13 protein-coding genes are annotated in these 15604 nt (G+C 73.0%); 7 read left to right on the top strand and 6 right to left on the bottom strand.

All coding sequences use genetic code 11. From position 1 onward, the window contains the following. Positions 1 to 188 precede the first annotated feature (188 nt). Both AB0C62_RS10895 and AB0C62_RS10890 read left to right on the top strand, forming a co-directional pair. Positions 189 to 461 (top strand): DUF2530 domain-containing protein, encoded by a 273-nt coding sequence (locus AB0C62_RS10895; protein WP_362971696.1) that lies wholly within the window; start codon positions 189 to 191, stop codon positions 459 to 461. Positions 462 to 586: 125 nt separating this feature from the next. Further along, positions 587 to 2986: a cation-translocating P-type ATPase gene (locus AB0C62_RS10890; RefSeq protein ID WP_362971694.1), complete on the top strand. Its 2400-nt coding sequence runs from the start codon at positions 587 to 589 to the stop codon at positions 2984 to 2986. A gap of 25 nt (positions 2987 to 3011) precedes the next feature. Here the strand turns inward: AB0C62_RS10890 and AB0C62_RS10885 are convergent, their stop codons facing one another. From AB0C62_RS10885 to AB0C62_RS10875, 3 genes are all read right to left on the bottom strand, one after another. After that, positions 3012 to 3941: a hypothetical protein gene (locus tag AB0C62_RS10885; protein ID WP_362971692.1), complete on the bottom strand. Its 930-nt coding sequence runs from the start codon at positions 3939 to 3941 to the stop codon at positions 3012 to 3014. A 222-nt stretch (positions 3942 to 4163) separates the two neighbouring features. Beyond that, on the bottom strand, positions 4164 to 7433 hold the full coding sequence (locus AB0C62_RS10880) for a molecular chaperone Hsp90 (RefSeq protein ID WP_362971690.1): 3270 nt from the start codon (positions 7431 to 7433) through the stop codon (positions 4164 to 4166). Positions 7434 to 7822: 389 nt separating this feature from the next. Continuing rightward, complete coding sequence (locus tag AB0C62_RS10875) at positions 7823 to 8749, bottom strand: DUF3027 domain-containing protein (protein ID WP_362971688.1); 927 nt, start codon at positions 8747 to 8749, stop codon at positions 7823 to 7825. 415 nt (positions 8750 to 9164) lie between these two features. Between AB0C62_RS10875 and AB0C62_RS10870 the strand changes: the two genes are divergently transcribed. The 4 genes from AB0C62_RS10870 to AB0C62_RS10855 all read left to right on the top strand — a co-directional run bounded on the left by AB0C62_RS10870 (position 9165) and on the right by AB0C62_RS10855 (position 12754). Then, positions 9165 to 10589 (top strand): MFS transporter, encoded by a 1425-nt coding sequence (locus AB0C62_RS10870; RefSeq protein ID WP_362971686.1) that lies wholly within the window; start codon positions 9165 to 9167, stop codon positions 10587 to 10589. Between the two features lie 95 nt (positions 10590 to 10684). Next, positions 10685 to 11182, top strand: coding sequence for a DUF2771 domain-containing protein (locus tag AB0C62_RS10865; protein WP_362971684.1), 498 nt, complete (start codon positions 10685 to 10687; stop codon positions 11180 to 11182). A gap of 26 nt (positions 11183 to 11208) precedes the next feature. Further along, the gene (locus AB0C62_RS10860; protein ID WP_362971682.1) at positions 11209 to 11907 is read left to right on the top strand and encodes a futalosine hydrolase; all 699 of its coding nucleotides are present in this window, start codon (positions 11209 to 11211) and stop codon (positions 11905 to 11907) included. Further along, positions 11891 to 12754 carry a 1,4-dihydroxy-6-naphthoate synthase gene (locus tag AB0C62_RS10855; RefSeq protein WP_362971680.1) on the top strand — a complete coding sequence of 288 codons (864 nt, stop codon included), beginning with the start codon at positions 11891 to 11893 and terminating at the stop codon, positions 12752 to 12754. Before AB0C62_RS10860 ends, AB0C62_RS10855 begins: the two co-directional genes overlap by 17 nt. 43 nt (positions 12755 to 12797) lie before the next feature. Here AB0C62_RS10855 and AB0C62_RS10850 read toward each other — a convergent pair whose 3' ends face one another. Next, positions 12798 to 13181, bottom strand: a complete 384-nt coding sequence (locus tag AB0C62_RS10850; protein ID WP_081217907.1) for a cold-shock protein — start codon at positions 13179 to 13181, stop codon at positions 12798 to 12800. A gap of 210 nt (positions 13182 to 13391) precedes the next feature. Between AB0C62_RS10850 and AB0C62_RS10845 the strand changes: the two genes are divergently transcribed. Continuing rightward, entirely contained in the window at positions 13392 to 13643 is a 252-nt protein-coding gene (locus AB0C62_RS10845; RefSeq protein ID WP_362971678.1) for a hypothetical protein, read from the top strand. Between the two features lie 44 nt (positions 13644 to 13687). Here AB0C62_RS10845 and AB0C62_RS10840 read toward each other — a convergent pair whose 3' ends face one another. Both AB0C62_RS10840 and AB0C62_RS10835 read right to left on the bottom strand, forming a co-directional pair. Further along, complete coding sequence (locus tag AB0C62_RS10840) at positions 13688 to 14308, bottom strand: HAD family hydrolase (RefSeq protein WP_362971676.1); 621 nt, start codon at positions 14306 to 14308, stop codon at positions 13688 to 13690. Between the two features lie 86 nt (positions 14309 to 14394). Next, a complete protein-coding gene (locus AB0C62_RS10835; RefSeq protein WP_362971674.1) occupies positions 14395 to 15498 on the bottom strand; it encodes a hypothetical protein in 1104 nt (367 codons plus the stop codon). Between the last annotated feature and the right edge of the window lie 106 nt (positions 15499 to 15604).

The following is a 15604-nucleotide window of genomic DNA, read 5'->3' as shown; positions in this document are numbered from 1 at the left end:
GTCCGGTCACCAACGGGTTTCCCCCAGGTTTCCGTTGGTGTTTCGTACGAATACAACCGGCCAGAGTTGGACGGTTTCAGTATGAACATATGAGTCCGAAATCGCTATCTCCGCGCGTAGACCGTTGGTATACAAGGGAAGCGAGGGTGCGGGCGTCGGCCGGATCCCGCTCCTCGTAAGCTGTGCACATGGCGAAGTGGACCCCCAAGCACGAGGCGCCGGAGCCCCTGGAGGGCCCCGTCGTCGCCACCATCACGGGCGGCACGATCCTCTGGTTCGTCCTCTTCCTGGTGCAGCTGCCGTTCTACGGCTGGTTCGACGACCACGGACACCTGTGGTGGCTGTGGACCTGCCTGGCCGGCGCGGGCCTCGGCCTGATCGGCATCTGGTACGTGCGCAGGCGCGACGCCGCCATCAAGCGCTCCCTGGCCGCGGGCACCCCCTCCCCCGTGACGGAGTAACCGACACCCCCCTCGGGCCCTCCCCTACGCCCACGGCAGCATTCCCCGCCGTCCCGTCCTCCCCAGGTCGGATCTTTCGGGCGCTCGGCGGGTGAAGCCGTTTATCCGCACGTACCGTCGAATGCATGACCCACATCGACGCGGGCGCCGGACTCGATCCCGTTCACCCCGTGCCCATACCCGTGGCCGGGCGGGCGGAGGGGCTGACCGCCGCCGAGGTGGCCGAGCGGGTCGCGCGCGGCGAGGTCAACGACGTCCCCGTCCGCAGCAGCCGGTCCATCGGGGAGATCGTCCGGGCCAACGTCTTCACCCGGTTCAACGCGATCATCGGCGTGCTCTGGCTGATCATGCTGGCCGTCGCGCCGTTCCAGGACAGCCTGTTCGGCTACGTGATCATCGCCAACACCGGCATCGGCATCATCCAGGAGTGGCGGGCCAAGAAGACCCTGGACTCCCTCGCGGTGATCGGCGAGGTGAAACCGACGGTCCGCAGGGACGGGGAGGCCACCGAGGTCAGCACCTCCGCGATCGTGCTCGGCGACCTCATCGAGATCGGGCCGGGCGACAAGGTCGTCGTCGACGGCACCTGCGCGGAGGCCGACGGACTGGAGATCGACGAGTCGCTGCTCACCGGCGAGGCGGACCCGGTGGTCAAGCACCCCGGGGACGAGGTGATGTCGGGCAGCTTCGTGGTCGCCGGCGGCGGCGCGTTCACCGCGACGAAGGTGGGCCGGGAGGCGTACGCGGCGCAGCTCGCGGAGGAGGCCTCGCGCTTCACCCTCGTCCAGTCCGAGCTGCGCACCGGTATCTCCACGATCCTCAAGTACGTGACGTGGATGATGATCCCGACCGCCATCGGCCTGATCATCAGCCAGCTCGTCGTCAAGCAGCACGGATTCAAGGACTCGGTCGCGCGCACCGTCGGCGGCATCGTGCCGATGGTCCCCGAGGGGCTCGTCCTGCTCACCTCCGTGGCCTTCGCCATCGGGGTCGTCCGGCTCGGCCGGAAACAGTGCCTCGTGCAGGAGCTTCCCGCCATCGAGGGCCTCGCCCGCATCGACACCGTCTGCCTCGACAAGACCGGCACCCTCACCGAGGGCGGCATGGACGTCACCGAACTGCGGCCCCTGGACGGCGCCGACGAGGAGTACGTGCGCAAGGTGCTCGGCGCGCTCGGCGCGTCCGACCCGCGGCCCAACGCCTCCCTCCAGGCGATCATCGCCGCCTACCCCGACAGCGAGGAGTGGCGCTGCACCGAGGCCCTGCCGTTCTCCTCCGCCCGCAAGTACAGCGGCGCCGGGTTCAGCGAGGGAGACGGCGAGTCGAGCACCTGGCTGCTCGGCGCCCCCGACGTACTGCTGGCCGAGGGTGACCCGGCGCTCGCCGAGACCGAGCGGCTGAACGAGGCGGGGCTGCGCGTGCTCCTGCTCGCCCGGACCACCAAGGACCTGGAGGACCCCGGCGCGAAGGAGGCCGCCCGGCCCACCGCGCTCGTCGTCCTGGAGCAGCGGCTGCGCCCGGACGCGGCGGAGACCCTGCGCTACTTCGCGGAGCAGGACGTCAAGGCCAAGGTCATCTCCGGCGACAACGCGGTGTCGGTGGGCGCCGTCGCCGACAAGCTCGGCCTCACCGGCGAGGTCGTCGACGCGCGCCGGCTGCCCTCCGACCAGGACGAGATGGCGAAGTCCCTGGAGAAGGGCACGGTGTTCGGCCGGGTCACCCCGCAGCAGAAGCGGGACATGGTCGGCGCCCTCCAGTCACGTGGCCACACCGTCGCGATGACCGGCGACGGGGTGAACGACGTGCTGGCCCTCAAGGACGCCGACATCGGCGTCAGCATGGGCTCGGGATCCGAGGCGACCCGCGCCGTGGCGCAGATCGTGCTGCTCAACAACAGTTTCTCGACGCTGCCCTCGGTGGTCGGGGAGGGCCGCCGGGTCATCGGGAACATCACCCGGGTGGCGACGCTGTTCCTGGTGAAGACGGTCTACTCGGTGCTGCTGGCCGTCCTCGTGGTGTGCTGGCAGGTCGAGTACCCGTTCCTGCCGCGCCACCTGACCCTGCTGTCCACCCTGACCATCGGCATCCCGGCGTTCTTCCTCGCCCTCGCGCCCAACAAGGAGCGGGCGAAGCCGCACTTCGTGCGGCGGGTGATGCGGTACTCGATCCCCGGCGGGGTCGTCGCGGGCGTCGCCACCTTCGTGACGTATCTGATCGCCCGTCACCACTACACCGGAGACGGCTCGCTGGACGCCGAGACGAGCGCCGCGACGCTGACGCTGTTCCTGATCTCGATGTGGGTGCTCGCGATCATCGCCCGGCCCTACACCTGGTGGCGGATCTGCCTCGTCGCCTCGATGGGCGGGGCGTTCCTGCTGGTGCTCGTCGTGCCGTGGCTCCAGCACTTCTTCGCGCTGAAGCTGGTCGGCACGACGATGCCGTGGATCGCGGTGCTGATCTCGGTGATCGCGGCGGCCGTCCTCGAAACCCTGTGGAGGCTGGTCGACCGCCGCGTCCCCGCGTGAGCGGTGTTACCGGCTACCGGGTGGGTTACTGCACGTCGACGTAGTCACCCGTGGCCTTGACGGCCGGGGTGGTCGAGGTGCCCGCGAAGTTGTAGCGGAAGTAGCCGTCGACGGTGGCCGTCGTGGTCGTCTTCAGGTTGCCCTTGGAGTCCGACTTCACCGTCTTGAGGGTGGACGTGTAGGTGGAGCTGGACTTCTTGCGGAACTGGAGGCCGACCGGCTGGACGGTGTACCCGGCGTACTTGTGGGTGTCCCAGTTGGCGCGCGACAGCAGGCCCGTGACCGTGATGGTCTTGCCCTTCTTGACCGGCTCGGGCGAGGCGTTGACCGTCAGCTTGGAGTAGCGCTGGAGCTTGGTGGTGGCCAGCGCGTCCTGCTCGGCGTAGCCGACCTTGCTCAGGTCGGCGTTCGGGTCGTTCAGGTCGACGCCGTTCAGCGCGATCGCGTAGCCGAAGGCCTTCCAGGTGGTCGCGTCCGCGTTGCGCAGCTCGTCGCGCGGGTCGATGTCGATCGTGCCCTTGCAGGTGGCGGCGGTCGACGAGGTCGCGGTGCAGGAGGGCCAGTTGTCTCCGAGCAGTTCGTTGTCGAACTCCTCGAAGGAGCCGCGGTAGATCTCGACGTCCATCAGGAAGTCATCGGCGGTGACGTCCACCGAGGCGGCGTGCTTGATGTTGTAGGTGACCGGGACGGAGACCACGTTGGTCGTTCCGGCGACGATCGGGTTGCCTCCGTTGACCTTCACGTTGGAGAAGGTCAGGTCGATCGCGTAGGGCTCACCGTCGGAGCCGGTGGAGCCGGTGAACGGGGTCTTGCCCGCGGCGGCGTGGGCGGCCTCGCGCACCTTCGCGACGTCCGCGCGGTGGTCGGCGGAGCCGACGGCGTGGGCGCCGGGCACGGCGAGGGCGGAGAGGGCCAGGGCGCCGGAGACGGCGGCCACGGTGGCACGTATACGCATGCGATCCCCAAGTGGAGAAAGGGGCCCGGCCGGTGGTCGTTCCTCGCGGTTCGTCGACACCAGGGGCCCAAGTGATCGTGGAGTCTGTTGACTCCGGTGATCAGATCAGCGACCCGTGCGAATAGTTGTACGGGTGATGAAGATTTTGTGTACGCGTTACCAAGATCACAGCGGGGTGGGCGGAGAAACCGCCCACCCCGTACGCAATCGGTCCCGGACCGCTCAGTCGAACCAGCGGTCCCGGGCCAGTTCCTCGGTGCGGGACGGGTCCTCCAGCAGGGCGGCGACCTCGAAGCGGCGCGGCCACTGGCCCGCCGACCAGGCGAGCCCGGCGGCCACGCCCTCCACGGTGGCGGCGTGCAGCACACCGTCGCGGGTGCGCCGCCAGTCCAGCTCGGTGCCGTCCACGACGAGTTCCTCGTGCTCCAGGTACGAGGCGGGCGTCGCCGGCCCCAGCAGGAGCCGTACGGACTCCGGGACGTCGTGCTCGGTGCCCTCGGAGGTGACCTCGCCGGTGACGGACTCGCTGAGCCGCCGCACCTGGAACAGTTCGGCGAGCTCCGCCGCCCGTGCCGGACGCACCGGCAGCAGCGGCACCCCGTCGGTGAAGGCCAGCAGGTCGGGCGAGTCGACGACCACGGCGTCGGCCGCGTCCACCACCCGCACCTCGCCGTCCACGACGGCCCGCAGCTCGTCCGGCAGGGTCACCCGCTCGGGATCGAGGTCGGCCAGCGCGCCGTAGAGGGCGTGCAGTTGGGCGCCGGAGACCTCGCGGTCGGGGTCGGCGAGCCGGTCGAGGAGTTCGGCGGCGCCGCCGGGCTCGTCGAGCAGGGCGGCCACCGACGTGCGGACGCCGAGGGCCCGCAGGACCTGTTCGTCGTCGAAGCCCGTCGCGTCGACCTCGTCGTACAGGCCGCGCAGCAGCGGATCGCCGCCGGCCGCGCGCAGACCGGCCGGGCGGCGTCCGTCGAGCACCGGATGCCCGCGCAGCCACCACGCCGTGTAGGGCCGGACGACCTCGAGGGTGCCGTCGGGGAGCAGGACGCGCACCTGCTGGGTGATCGCGTCCCGCAGCGGCGGCTGGGCGAGCAGCGCCAGCGCCTGCGGCCACCGGTCGTCGTCCACCAGGTCCAGGTCCCGTACGGCGACGATCTCGGTGGCGACGGGCGGTACCGGCGAGTCGGGCAACCGGTCCAGGACGTCCTCGCACCACACGTCCACCGCGTCGAGCAGACCCGCGTCGTCGGGCTGGGCGAAGTCCCCCTCGCGGGGCTCCAGTTCGTCCGGGTCGAGGACGACGTCGGTGGCCCGCACCAGGGCGAAGCCCGCGAGCACCCCGCAGGCGGCGAGCGGCTGCCCGCCCCAGCGGTCCGCCAGTTCCGCGTCGACGAAGGCGAGTTCGTCCTCGCGCATCACCTGGGCGAACGGGCTTCCCGGCAGCACGAGTTCACCGGCGGGCGCGAGTTCGCCCTCCTCGTCCGGCAGGGCCAGCGCGCCGAGCCAGGGCTCGTCGCCGGGTGCGAGACCCGCGTCGCGCACCAGGGCGAGCACGGTGTCCGCCAGTTCCTCCGCGTCCGGGGTGTCCTCGTCCCAGGCGCCGCCCTCGTCGTCCAGCGAGGCGGCCACCGCGGCCCGCACCTGCGGGGTGGTGAGCACCGAGCGGGGCGTCGCGGGCAGTGCGCCCAGCTTCTCCAGGAGTGGATGCGCTGCGTCCGGGTGCGCGACCTTCAGGCCGAGCCGGGCGAGGGTGTCCGGCGCGACCAGCGAACCGTCGGCGGTGGGCAGCAGCACCTGGCGCGGCCCGATCGTCGTCCGGCCGTCGGCCAGCGGCACGGGAAGCCCCGACAGCCGGTCGGGGTCGACCCCGGCGAGGCTGTCGTAGAGGCGGTGCCACCAGCCCGGTTCCTTCTCCAGACCGGCGAGCCGGTCCACGGCCTCCGTGAGCGGGACCCGGGCGACGCCCAGGGTCCGCAGTTCCACGCGCCGTTCCAGCCCGGCGGGCAGCAGGCTCGGCAGGACCTCGGCGAGGACCCGCACCGTCTCGGCGCCCGCGCCCTCCACCACCTCCGCGTCCCGCGGCCGCAGCGCGGTCGGCTGCTCCGCCGGGCTGCTGCCGGGCCAGTCGACCGGGGTGTCCGCGGCCGGCGTGTCGTCCGGCGGTGCGGCGGGCGGCAGGAACGCGGTGCGCGGGAGCCGGTCCAGGACGGCCCGGCGCAGCGCGCCGTCCAGCTCGCCCTTGCCGAGGGGTCCCGGCACCAGGTCGATGATCCCGGTGTCCACCGGCCGCCACGCGGCGAGCAGTTCCGCGTACGCGTCCGCCGCGCGCTCCACCAGGAAGTCGGTCAGCGGGCCGGGGGCCGCGTGGCGCCGGGTGGTGTCGAGCGGGAGGGACGCGATGAGCAGCGCGGGCACGCCGAGCGCCTCGTCGCTGGGGGTCGGCGCGTGCACGACGGGGCTGGTCCGGGGGCGGGCCGGGGCGCCGTCCGCGTCGACGGGGACGGCCCAGGTCACGGACCAGTGCGGCCGCAGCCGCTCCTCGACCGGCCGGTCGGCGAGCAGGGCGGCGTCGAGGGAGCCGTGCCGGGCGACGGTGCGGTAGCGGGTGGTGCCGTCGCGGGAGTCGTCGATGGTGACGAGGCCGTGGGTGGCGGCGGGCGCCCGCGGGTCGCCTGCGCCGGTGCCGTACGCGGTGCCGTACGCGGTGCCGGTGGCCGCCGGGGCGGGGGCGTGTTCGGCGTCCTCGTCGTCGCCGGGGCGGGTGCGCCGGAGGGTGCGGACCTCCCCCTCGCCGGTCTCGACGACCACTTCCTCCAGGCCGGGCAGGGCCAGCAGGAGGGCGTCGTCGACGGTGCGCAGGAGGCGCTCGGCGAGGTCCTCGGCCGCGGAGTCGCGCAGCGGGAGGATCACGGCCGTGTCGTACGGGTCGGGGGCGGTGCCCTCGGCGGCGAACGGCAGCCGGAGCAGCGGTACATGGCCGTCGCGGCGGCGGATCTCGTCACCGAGGCCCGCGCTGTCACCGGCGGTGCCGGCGGCGAGGTCGCGGGCTTCGGCGAGGGCCCAGCGGACGCCGCCGTGCCGGCCGACGACCGCGGGTTCGTCCGTGACCGCGAGGACCGCGGCGAAGCCGACGCCGAACCGGCCGACGGCCGTGTCGTGGGCGTCCCGCTTCGAGGAGGCGCGCAGCGTGGAGAGCGACTCGACGCCTGCCGCGTCGAGAGGGGCGCCGGTGTTGGCCGCGATCAGGACGCCGTCGCGCAGCGTCAGCCGGAGGCGGCCGGGGATGCCGGCGCGGGCTGCGGCGTCGGCGGCGTTCTGGGCCAGCTCCACGACGAGCCGGTCGCGGTACCCGCCGAGGACGAGGTCCTCCTCCGCGTTGGCGTCCTCGCGGAACCGGGCGGGGCTGGCCGCCCAGGCGTCGAGTACGCCACGGCGCAGGCGCGCCGTGCCGAACGGGTCCGCGCCCTCGGCCGCGGGCCGCACGAACTTACTCACGGATTCACTCTCCCTCTCGGGTGGCGCGGCCGCGCGGGCGGCGGGTCGCGGCTCGAAGGTACCCCGCGCTCTCCTGTCCTCCCGCCGGGGGCGGCGGCCGGTGGGGGTCGGGCGCGCGCCGGACGCCGGCTGCGGGTCGTGCAGGGCGGGGGTTCAGGGCGCAGTCCGTGCGGCCGCGGGTTTCAGCCCCTCCGGCGGGGAATTCAGCCCTCACGCCGGACGCCGGAATCCAGTCCCTCCGACGTTTGAGGAGCGGGGTACGGGGCGGAGCCCCGGGTACGGGGCGGAGCCCCGGGTACGGGGCGGGTAGGGGCGGAGGAGGCGAGAAAAGCTGTGACCCGTCCCGGGGAAAGGGGCCGAAAGTGGCCCCCGCCCGGGACAGCGGGCCGCTACGAGTGGCCGAGTTCCGCCGTGGACTCGTCGGGGGCCGCGGAGACCGACCCGGAGTCGGGCGACGGCCGCAGGGGGAACGGGTCCACCCGGGTCTCGTCGATCACCGGCTGAGGCGGCCGCGGAGGCGCCGGCATGACGGCGGCCTCGGAATGCCCTCCGCACCCGTACGCGAGGGACACCACATGACCGTCGGCGGGCGAGAACTCGTTCGCGCAGACCCCGAACGCCTGTCCGAGCGTCCCGCCGATCCGGTTGAGGAAGCCACAGCTGACGCAGGTCGCGGGCGCGGCCTGCGCCATCGCGGTCTTGGGCCCGTACGCCTCTTCCCAGCGGTCGGCGGCGACGTGCAGGCCGTAGCGGGACAGGACCCGGGCCCGGCGCAGGCCGAGTTCCTCGGCGACCGCGGCGATCGAGCCGCGGCGCGGGGCCATCGGGAGGTTCGCGGGGGTGCCCGCGGTCACCTCGATGTCCTCGGCCTCCACCAGCTCGGCCATGTCGTCCGAGACGGCGGAGTTCGGCGCGGGCTCGTCCTCGCCGGAGAAGCCGGGTTCGAGCCGCAGGTCCTCGGCGTCCGTGGGCAGCAGGTCGCCGGGCCCCATGTCACCGGGGCGGAGCCGCTCGCTCCACGGCACCCACTCGGGGGCCAGCAGCGCGTCCGTCCCCGGGAGGAGCACCGTCTCGTCAAGGGTGACGAGCTTCGCGCGGGAGGCGCGGGCCACGGTGGACGCCCAGCGCCAGCCGCGGTAGCCCGGTTCCTTGCACTCGAAGTAGTGCGTGACAACACGGTCCCCCTCGGAGACCATCCCGAGGTGCTCGCCGACGATGCCGGGATACGCGACCTCCTCGGCGGCCGTACGGGCGAGGTCGATCGCCTCGGCGCACAGGCGGTCAGGGGTGCGGCTTCGCGTTGTCGCTGCGCTCACAGGTATCGCTTCTCTCCTACGCCGTCTCACGGGTGCGCCATTCCTCCGGCGGGGGTGCGAACGGAGCGGACCGGTGGGCCGCGTCGACGTCCGCGCCCGATCGCACTCGGGCGCACCTACGCCATCCATTCTGCGGGATGGCCGAGAGGCGCGCGGCCGAGAACAATCGCCGCATGCGCGTTACGCACGCTACCTTCTCCTGGCCCCTGGGCCCACACCGGCGGGCGTCTTCGGCGCTCCGCGCCGGGATCCGGGCGGCTCCGCGGCGTGCCGCCGGGCCGCCGGACGCCGCCGCTGCGAGGTCCCGCGCCACGGCTCCCGCACGCCCCGGCGCGCCCCGCTCCCCCACAAGCCGCCGCCCCCCATCCGCGCGGTAACCGCACTACAAACCCCGATCTCGGGGCACTATGACGGGGTGGCATCCGCAAGGTCGCCCCAGGGAGCCACCGGTGTCGGTGGCGCCAAGGGCAGCAACCAAGGTGGCGGATCGGGCCGAGTGAGCGGTTCCGTCCGTGCGGTGGGGCGTGCCCTGAACTTCCCCGTGACGAAGACGGCGCGCGGCATCCGCCGGGCGACGCACGCGCACGGGGCGGGCGAGTCGGGCCTCGGAAAACTCATCGAACTGCACGCGGTGAACGGCGCGGGCGACGTCATGATCACCGTGGCGCTGGCGTCCACGGTGTTCTTCTCGGTGCCGACCGACGAGGCACGCGGCCGGGTGGCTCTCTACCTGGGCATCACGATGGCGCCCTTCGCGCTGCTGGCCCCGGTGATCGGCCCGCTCCTGGACCGGCTGCCGCACGGCCGGCGCGCCGCGATGGCGGGTTCGATGCTCGCCCGGGCCATGCTCGCGCTGATGCTGGCGGGCGCGGTGGTGAGCGGCACGTTCGAGCTGTATCCGGCGGCGCTCGGGGTGCTGGTGGCCTCGAAGGCGTACGGCGTGGTGCGCAGCGCCGTGGTGCCCCGGCTGCTGCCGCCGAACTTCTCCCTGGTCAAGGCCAACTCACGGGTCACACTGGGCGGGCTCCTGGCCACCGGTGTGGCCGCGCCCATCGGGGCGCTGCTCCAGTCGCTGGGCGCCCGCTATCCGCTCTACGGCGCCTTCGTGATCTTCATCGCGGGTACGTTCCTGTCCTTCTCGCTGCCGCCGAAGGTCGACTCCGCCAAGGGTGAGGACAGGGCGCTGCTCGCCGCGGACGAGGAGCATCTGCACGGCCCGCACCTGAAGAAGCCGCCGCGTCCGGGGCTGCGGACGGTGGGGACGGCCGTCACGCACGCGCTCGCCGCCAACGCCTCGCTGCGCTGTCTGTCCGGCTTCCTGATCTTCTTCCTCGCGTTCCTGCTGCGCGAGCACCCGCTGAGCGGCAAGAGCGCGGCGGTCTCGCTGGGCCTGGTGGCCGTCTCCGCGGGCGTGGGCAACGCGCTCGGCACGGCGGTCGGAGCCTGGCTGAAGCAGCGCGCTCCGGAGCTCATCGTCGTGACGGTCGTGGCGTTCGTGCTGGGCGCCGCGATCACGGCGGCGGTCTTCTTCAGCACCGCGCTGGTCGCCTGCCTGGCGGCCGTCGCCGGGTTCGCGCAGGCCCTCGCGAAGCTGTCCCTGGACGCGATGATCCAGCGAGACGTCCCCGAGCTGGTCCGCAACTCCGCCTTCGCCCGCTCCGAGACACTGCTCCAGATGGCCTGGGTCCTCGGCGGCGCCATCGGAATCGCGATGCCGCTGAACGGATCGCTCGGCCTGTCGGTGGCCGCAGGGATCGTCGCCCTCGGCTGGCTGACGACCGTGCGGGGGCTGCTTTCCGTGGCCCGGCGCGGGGGTTCGGGGCGCGGGCGGGTGTCCTGAGCCGCGCGGCAGGCCGTCGGGGCCGCACGGGTCCGCGTACGGCACGCCGTACCCCACGTGGGGGGACTGGTGGGCGCGCCCGATAGCCTTCGGCCATGACCTCCCTGCCCCGCGGCAGAGCCGCTAATGGACGACGCGCCGCCCGCAGCCGCCGCGCCGTCGCCACCGTCGGCGCCGTTTCCGCCGGACTCCTCGCCCTGTCCGCCTGCGACAAGCCGACGCCGCTGGCCACCGTCACGGTCGGCGACAGCTCGGTGAGTTCCGAGACCGACTGCTACAACGACGGCGACGCGGTGAAGACCGCCGACCTGGCAAAGTGCCTGCAGTCCAAGGACATCAAGTCCATCAAGGTCGATCCCGACGCGACCGTGCGCTTCGGTGTGGACCCGAAGATCGCGGACAAGGGCTGGACGATCCTGATGAACGGTCAGCCCCTGACCGACGCCAGCACGAAGACGTACCGGACCATCCCGGGCAGCGTGTTCTTCAACGAGCAGTACGGCGCCAAGGGCAACTCGACGGTCGTCTCCATCAAGGAGGGCGAGAAGGACGTGTCGGGTCTGTGGTCCTTCAAGTTCGAGAAGGACGCCTGATCACTGCCGCTGGGCGCAGGGTGCTCGTGGCCACCGCCGTCCCCGCCGAACGGGACGCGGTGGCCGGGGTGTCTCACGGCCCGGGCCGTGAGACACGGCTCCCCGGGGCGACCCTGCTCCGGGCCGGCGGCCTCGATCTGCTGGCCGCCGGTGTGGGGCCGGCCCTCGCCGCCTCCTCCGTCTCCGCCGCGCTCACCGCGGCGGCCCTCGCGGGCACGCCGTACGGCCTCGTCGTCTGTGCCGGGGTCGCGGGCGGTTTCCAGCCCGGCGCGCCGGTCGGATCGCTGGTGGTCGCCGACGACATCGTCGCCGCCGACCTGGGCGCCGAGTCCCCCGAGGGCTTCCTCCCGGTCACCGAGCTGGGCTTCGGGACCGTCAGCCACCGGCCGCCGGAATCACTCGTACGAGAGGTCGCGGCCGTCACCGGCGGGCAGGTCGGGACGGTGCTCACCGTGTCGACCGTGACCGGCAGCGCGGCTCGCGCCGCCGAACTGCGCGCCCGGCACCCGCTGGCCCTCGCCGAGGCGATGGAGGGCTTCGGCGTCGCCGAGGCGGCCGGCGCGCACGGGGTGCCGGTGCTGGAGATCCGCGCGGTTTCCAATCCCGTCGGCCCGCGTGACCGCGCCGCGTGGCGCATCGGCGACGCGCTCGCCGCACTCGCCGGGGCGTTCGGGAAGCTGACGCCCCTCCTGGAGAGTTGGAACGGACATGACCGTACGCACTGAACCTTCCGAAGACCTGCGGATCGCCTACTCGCCCTGCCCGAACGACACCTTCGTCTTCGACGCCTGGGCGCACGGCCGGATCCCGGGGGCGCCCCCGCTCGACGTGACGTTCGCGGACATCGACATCACCAACGGCATGGCCGAGCGCGGCGAGTTCGACGTGCTGAAGGTGTCGTACGCCGTCCTGCCGTACGTCCTCGACGACTACGCGCTGCTGCCGTGCGGCGGTGCGCTGGGCCGGGGCTGCGGGCCGCTGGTGCTCACGCGGGAGGCGGGCGCCGACCTGACGGGCCGTACGGTCGCGGTGCCGAGCGAGAGGTCGACGGCGTATCTGCTGTTCCGGCTGTGGGCGGCGGACACCGTGCCCGGCGGGGTCGGCGAGATCGTCGTCATGCCGTTCCACGAGATCATGCCGGCGGTGCGGGACGGGAAGGTCGACGCGGGTCTCGTCATCCACGAGGCGCGTTTCACGTACCAGAACTACGGGCTGCACAAACTGGCCGACATGGGCGAGCACTGGGAGCGGACGACCGGGCTGCCGATCCCGCTGGGCGCGATCATCGCGCGGCGCTCGCTGGGCACCGAGCGGCTGCGGGCGCTCGCCGACGCCACCCGTGCCTCGGTGCGCGCCGCCTGGGACGACCCGGAGGCGTCCCGCGCCTACGTCCTGGAGCACGCCCAGGAGATGGACCCGAAGGTCGCGGACCAGCACATCGGCCTGTACGTGAACGAGTTCACGGCCGATCTCGGCGAGGACGGGTACGCGGCGATCCGCGGACTGCTCACGCGTGCGGCGGCCGAGGGGCTGGTACCGCCCCTCGGACCGGACGCGCTGGCCTTCCCCTGATCCGGGCGGATCCGGATCCCTTCGGTCGTCCGGATCCCTTCGGTCAGACGTCGAGCTGGTCGGCGACCGCGCGCAGCAGGCCCGCGATCTTGGAGCCGGAGGCCTTGTCGGGGTAGCGGCCCTTCTCGAGCATCGGCGTGATGTTCTCCAGGAGGGTCGTCAGGTCCTGGACGATGGACGCCAGTTCGTCGGGCTTGCGGCGCTGGGCCGCCGCGACCGAGGGGGTCGGGTCGAGGATGGTCACCGAGAGCGCCTGGTCACCGCGCTGACCTGCGACGACTCCGAACTCCACCCGCTGGCCGGGCTTGAGAGCTTCGACTCCGGCGGGCAGGACCGAGGAATGGACGAAGACGTCGCCGCCGTCGTCGCGGGAGAGAAAGCCGAAGCCCTTCTCACTGTTGAACCACTTGACCTTGCCCGTTGGCACCGTCTGTCCTCGTCCTCGTACTCGTCGGGAACTGCTCGGGAGAATCTTCGGGAGACCGCTCGGGTCGTTGCAGGGGCAACTGCCCGTGAAACGGCCCCGGATAGCACGACAGCGGGTCGCCCGACCCGCCGGTACCAAGGCTAATGGTCCGGCGGCCGGTGACAAGACGTCGCCGGATTGTTCCTTCGCGCAGGGAACTACCCTGGTCGAGTGCGTGACAAAACCCAAGCGAATTCCCGCGAAGCCGGGGACCGGCTGATCCGTGCCGGTGCCATCGTGTTCTTCATCGGAGCCGTGGCCACTCTGGTCACCGTGGCCCCGCTGTTCCTCGGCACAAATCCTTTTCCGACCTACATGTTCGGGCTGAGCATGTTCATGGGGGTCGGCTTCCTGCTGGCGGCGGCCGGCGTGCTGCAGTCCGTCGCGGAGGGCCGCCGCAGGGCGCGCGCCTCGAGCTCCTGACCGGCGGGGCGCTCCGCGGCCTCGCCCCGTCCGCCCGGCTCCGCCTAGCGGTGGTTCTCCAGCCAGGCCGGGAACTCGGTGAGGTCGGCGAGGACCACGTCGGCGCCCGCTGCGCGCAGTTCCTCCGCGTCGCACGGGCCGGTCGCCACGCCCACCGCGTACGCCCGCGCCGTGTGCGCGCCGCGTACGTCGCCGGTGTGGTCGCCGACGTACACGCTCGCGCCGTGCTCGCGCAGCGCCACCGCCTTCTGCTCGGCCCACAGGTTGCCGACGAGTTCGTCGGCCGCGATGCCCAGGTGGTCCAGGTGCAGCCGGGCGTTGGGCTCCCACTTCGCGGTGACGACGACCGTGCGCCCGCCGGCCGCACGGACCGCTTCGACGGCCTCGCGGGCGCCGGGCATCGCGAGCGTCCCGGTGATGGCGTGCGCCGGGTACATCTCGCGGTAGAGGTCGGCGATCGTCGCGACGTCCGCGGCGGGGAACCAGTTGGCCAGTTCGTCCTCCAGCGGCGGACCGAGCCGGGTCACGACGAGATCGGCGTCGATGTACGTCCCCGTCCGCGCCGCCATCGCGGTGTAGCAGGCGTGGATCCCGGGGCGGGAGTCGATCAGGGTCATGTCGAGGTCGAAACCGACGGTCAGCGCGGGGGCAGTCATATGCGCCATTGTGCCCAGGCCGCCCGCGGGCCGGTCGAGGCACCCCTCGCGGGGCGGGACCGCGGCTGCCGGACGCCTTGTGCGGGCCGTCGGGCTCAGCGGCGGCGCTGGGAGCGCCAGACCAGGTACAGGGCGGAGGCCACGGCTGCCGCGCGGACGACCCAGGGCCAGGTCTCGGCCATCGCGTCGCTCATGTGACCGTCGGCGACGGGGTCGCCCCAGCGGCCGTTCTGCCGGCCCCAGAGCCAGACGAGGCCGCCCGTGACCGCGAGGCCGGGCAGCACCAGGACCGCCCACTTCGACTCGGCGGGGGTGAGCCGGCGGGATCCGTAGGCGATCAGCCAGCCGAGGCCGAGGGCGAACCAGTTGCCGAGCACGGCGCCGGCGACCAGGAGGACGGCGGCGAGCAGCAGGAGCGGATTGGTGGAGGCGGCGAGGGGCGAACGGCGGCGTACGACGACGGGGGCGACGACCGTCGCGTCCACGGCGCCCGGTGCGGCCGCCTTGCCCCGGTTCCTCTTCACGAACCGGGTCCAGCGCCTGCCGCCGCCCTTGCCGGTGTCGGTCCCGTCGGTCCGCGCGGCCTTCTCCGCCGCCGCCTTGGCCGCTTCCTCCGCCGTGGGGTCCTTACGAGGGGGCGGCGGCTTGAGCAGCTCGGGGATCTCCACGCCGCCCGTGAACCCGGGGACGCTGTCGCCGAGGCCGAAGGGGCTGCCGGTGACCCGCCACCAGTCCGGCTGGGTGGCGCTGTCGCCCAGTTCGTACGCGGCGGCCAGATGGGGCGGGGAGGGGACGTCGGCCCCGCTGTCCTCGGCGGGCGGGGTCTCGGCGGGGCGCGGGCGGGGGACGACGCGGCGCAGTCCCTTGGGGCGGTCCTGCGGGGTGTCGGCGCGCCGGCCGGGTACGGCGGCCCGGGTGTCGGTGGCCGCGGCGGGGACGGTGCCCGAGGAGGAGCCGGAGCCCGGTCGGCGGCCCGCTCCGGCCGCGGAGACGACGGCGTCGGGGGTGCCGAGCCGCTCGAGGAGGCGGCGGACGGCGGCGGGGCTGTCCGCGGTGTCGTTGGCCCTGCTGCGGTCGATCTCGCCGCGCAGCTCCGTGACCAGGCGCATCCGGGTCGCCGAAGGCAACTGCCGCTGCTGGGCCAGGTCGCCGACCCGGCTCAGGTAGTCGAAGACCAGCTGGTCGCTCTCGATCCCCACGAAGTCCCCTCCGGGGCGGGTGCGTTGGATTCCCCGTGGTGACGAAGGTACCGGTTTTTCCCCGCCGGGGAGGGGGCCGCCCCGTCCGTGGAACGCGGCCGCCGGG

Origin of the sequence: Streptomyces sp. NPDC048643, assembly GCF_040650615.1 — a bacterium.
Taxonomy (GTDB): Bacteria; Actinomycetota; Actinomycetes; order Streptomycetales; family Streptomycetaceae; genus Streptomyces.
The sequence above is the reverse complement of the archived record's forward strand: the minus strand, read 5'-3'. Positions and strand labels throughout refer to the sequence as shown.

What these genes read in the sequence shown, in the direction of transcription:
- AB0C62_RS10895 (WP_362971696.1), top strand. Translation starts at nt 189, where the DNA reads ATGGCGAAGTGGACCCCCAAGCACGAGGCGCCGGAGCCCCTGGAGGGC.
- AB0C62_RS10890 (WP_362971694.1), top strand. Translation starts at nt 587, where the DNA reads ATGACCCACATCGACGCGGGCGCCGGACTCGATCCCGTTCACCCCGTG.
- AB0C62_RS10885 (WP_362971692.1), bottom strand. Translation starts at nt 3,941, where the DNA reads ATGCGTATACGTGCCACCGTGGCCGCCGTCTCCGGCGCCCTGGCCCTC.
- AB0C62_RS10865 (WP_362971684.1), top strand. Translation starts at nt 10,685, where the DNA reads ATGACCTCCCTGCCCCGCGGCAGAGCCGCTAATGGACGACGCGCCGCC.
- AB0C62_RS10855 (WP_362971680.1), top strand. Translation starts at nt 11,891, where the DNA reads ATGACCGTACGCACTGAACCTTCCGAAGACCTGCGGATCGCCTACTCG.
- AB0C62_RS10840 (WP_362971676.1), bottom strand. Translation starts at nt 14,308, where the DNA reads ATGGCGCATATGACTGCCCCCGCGCTGACCGTCGGTTTCGACCTCGAC.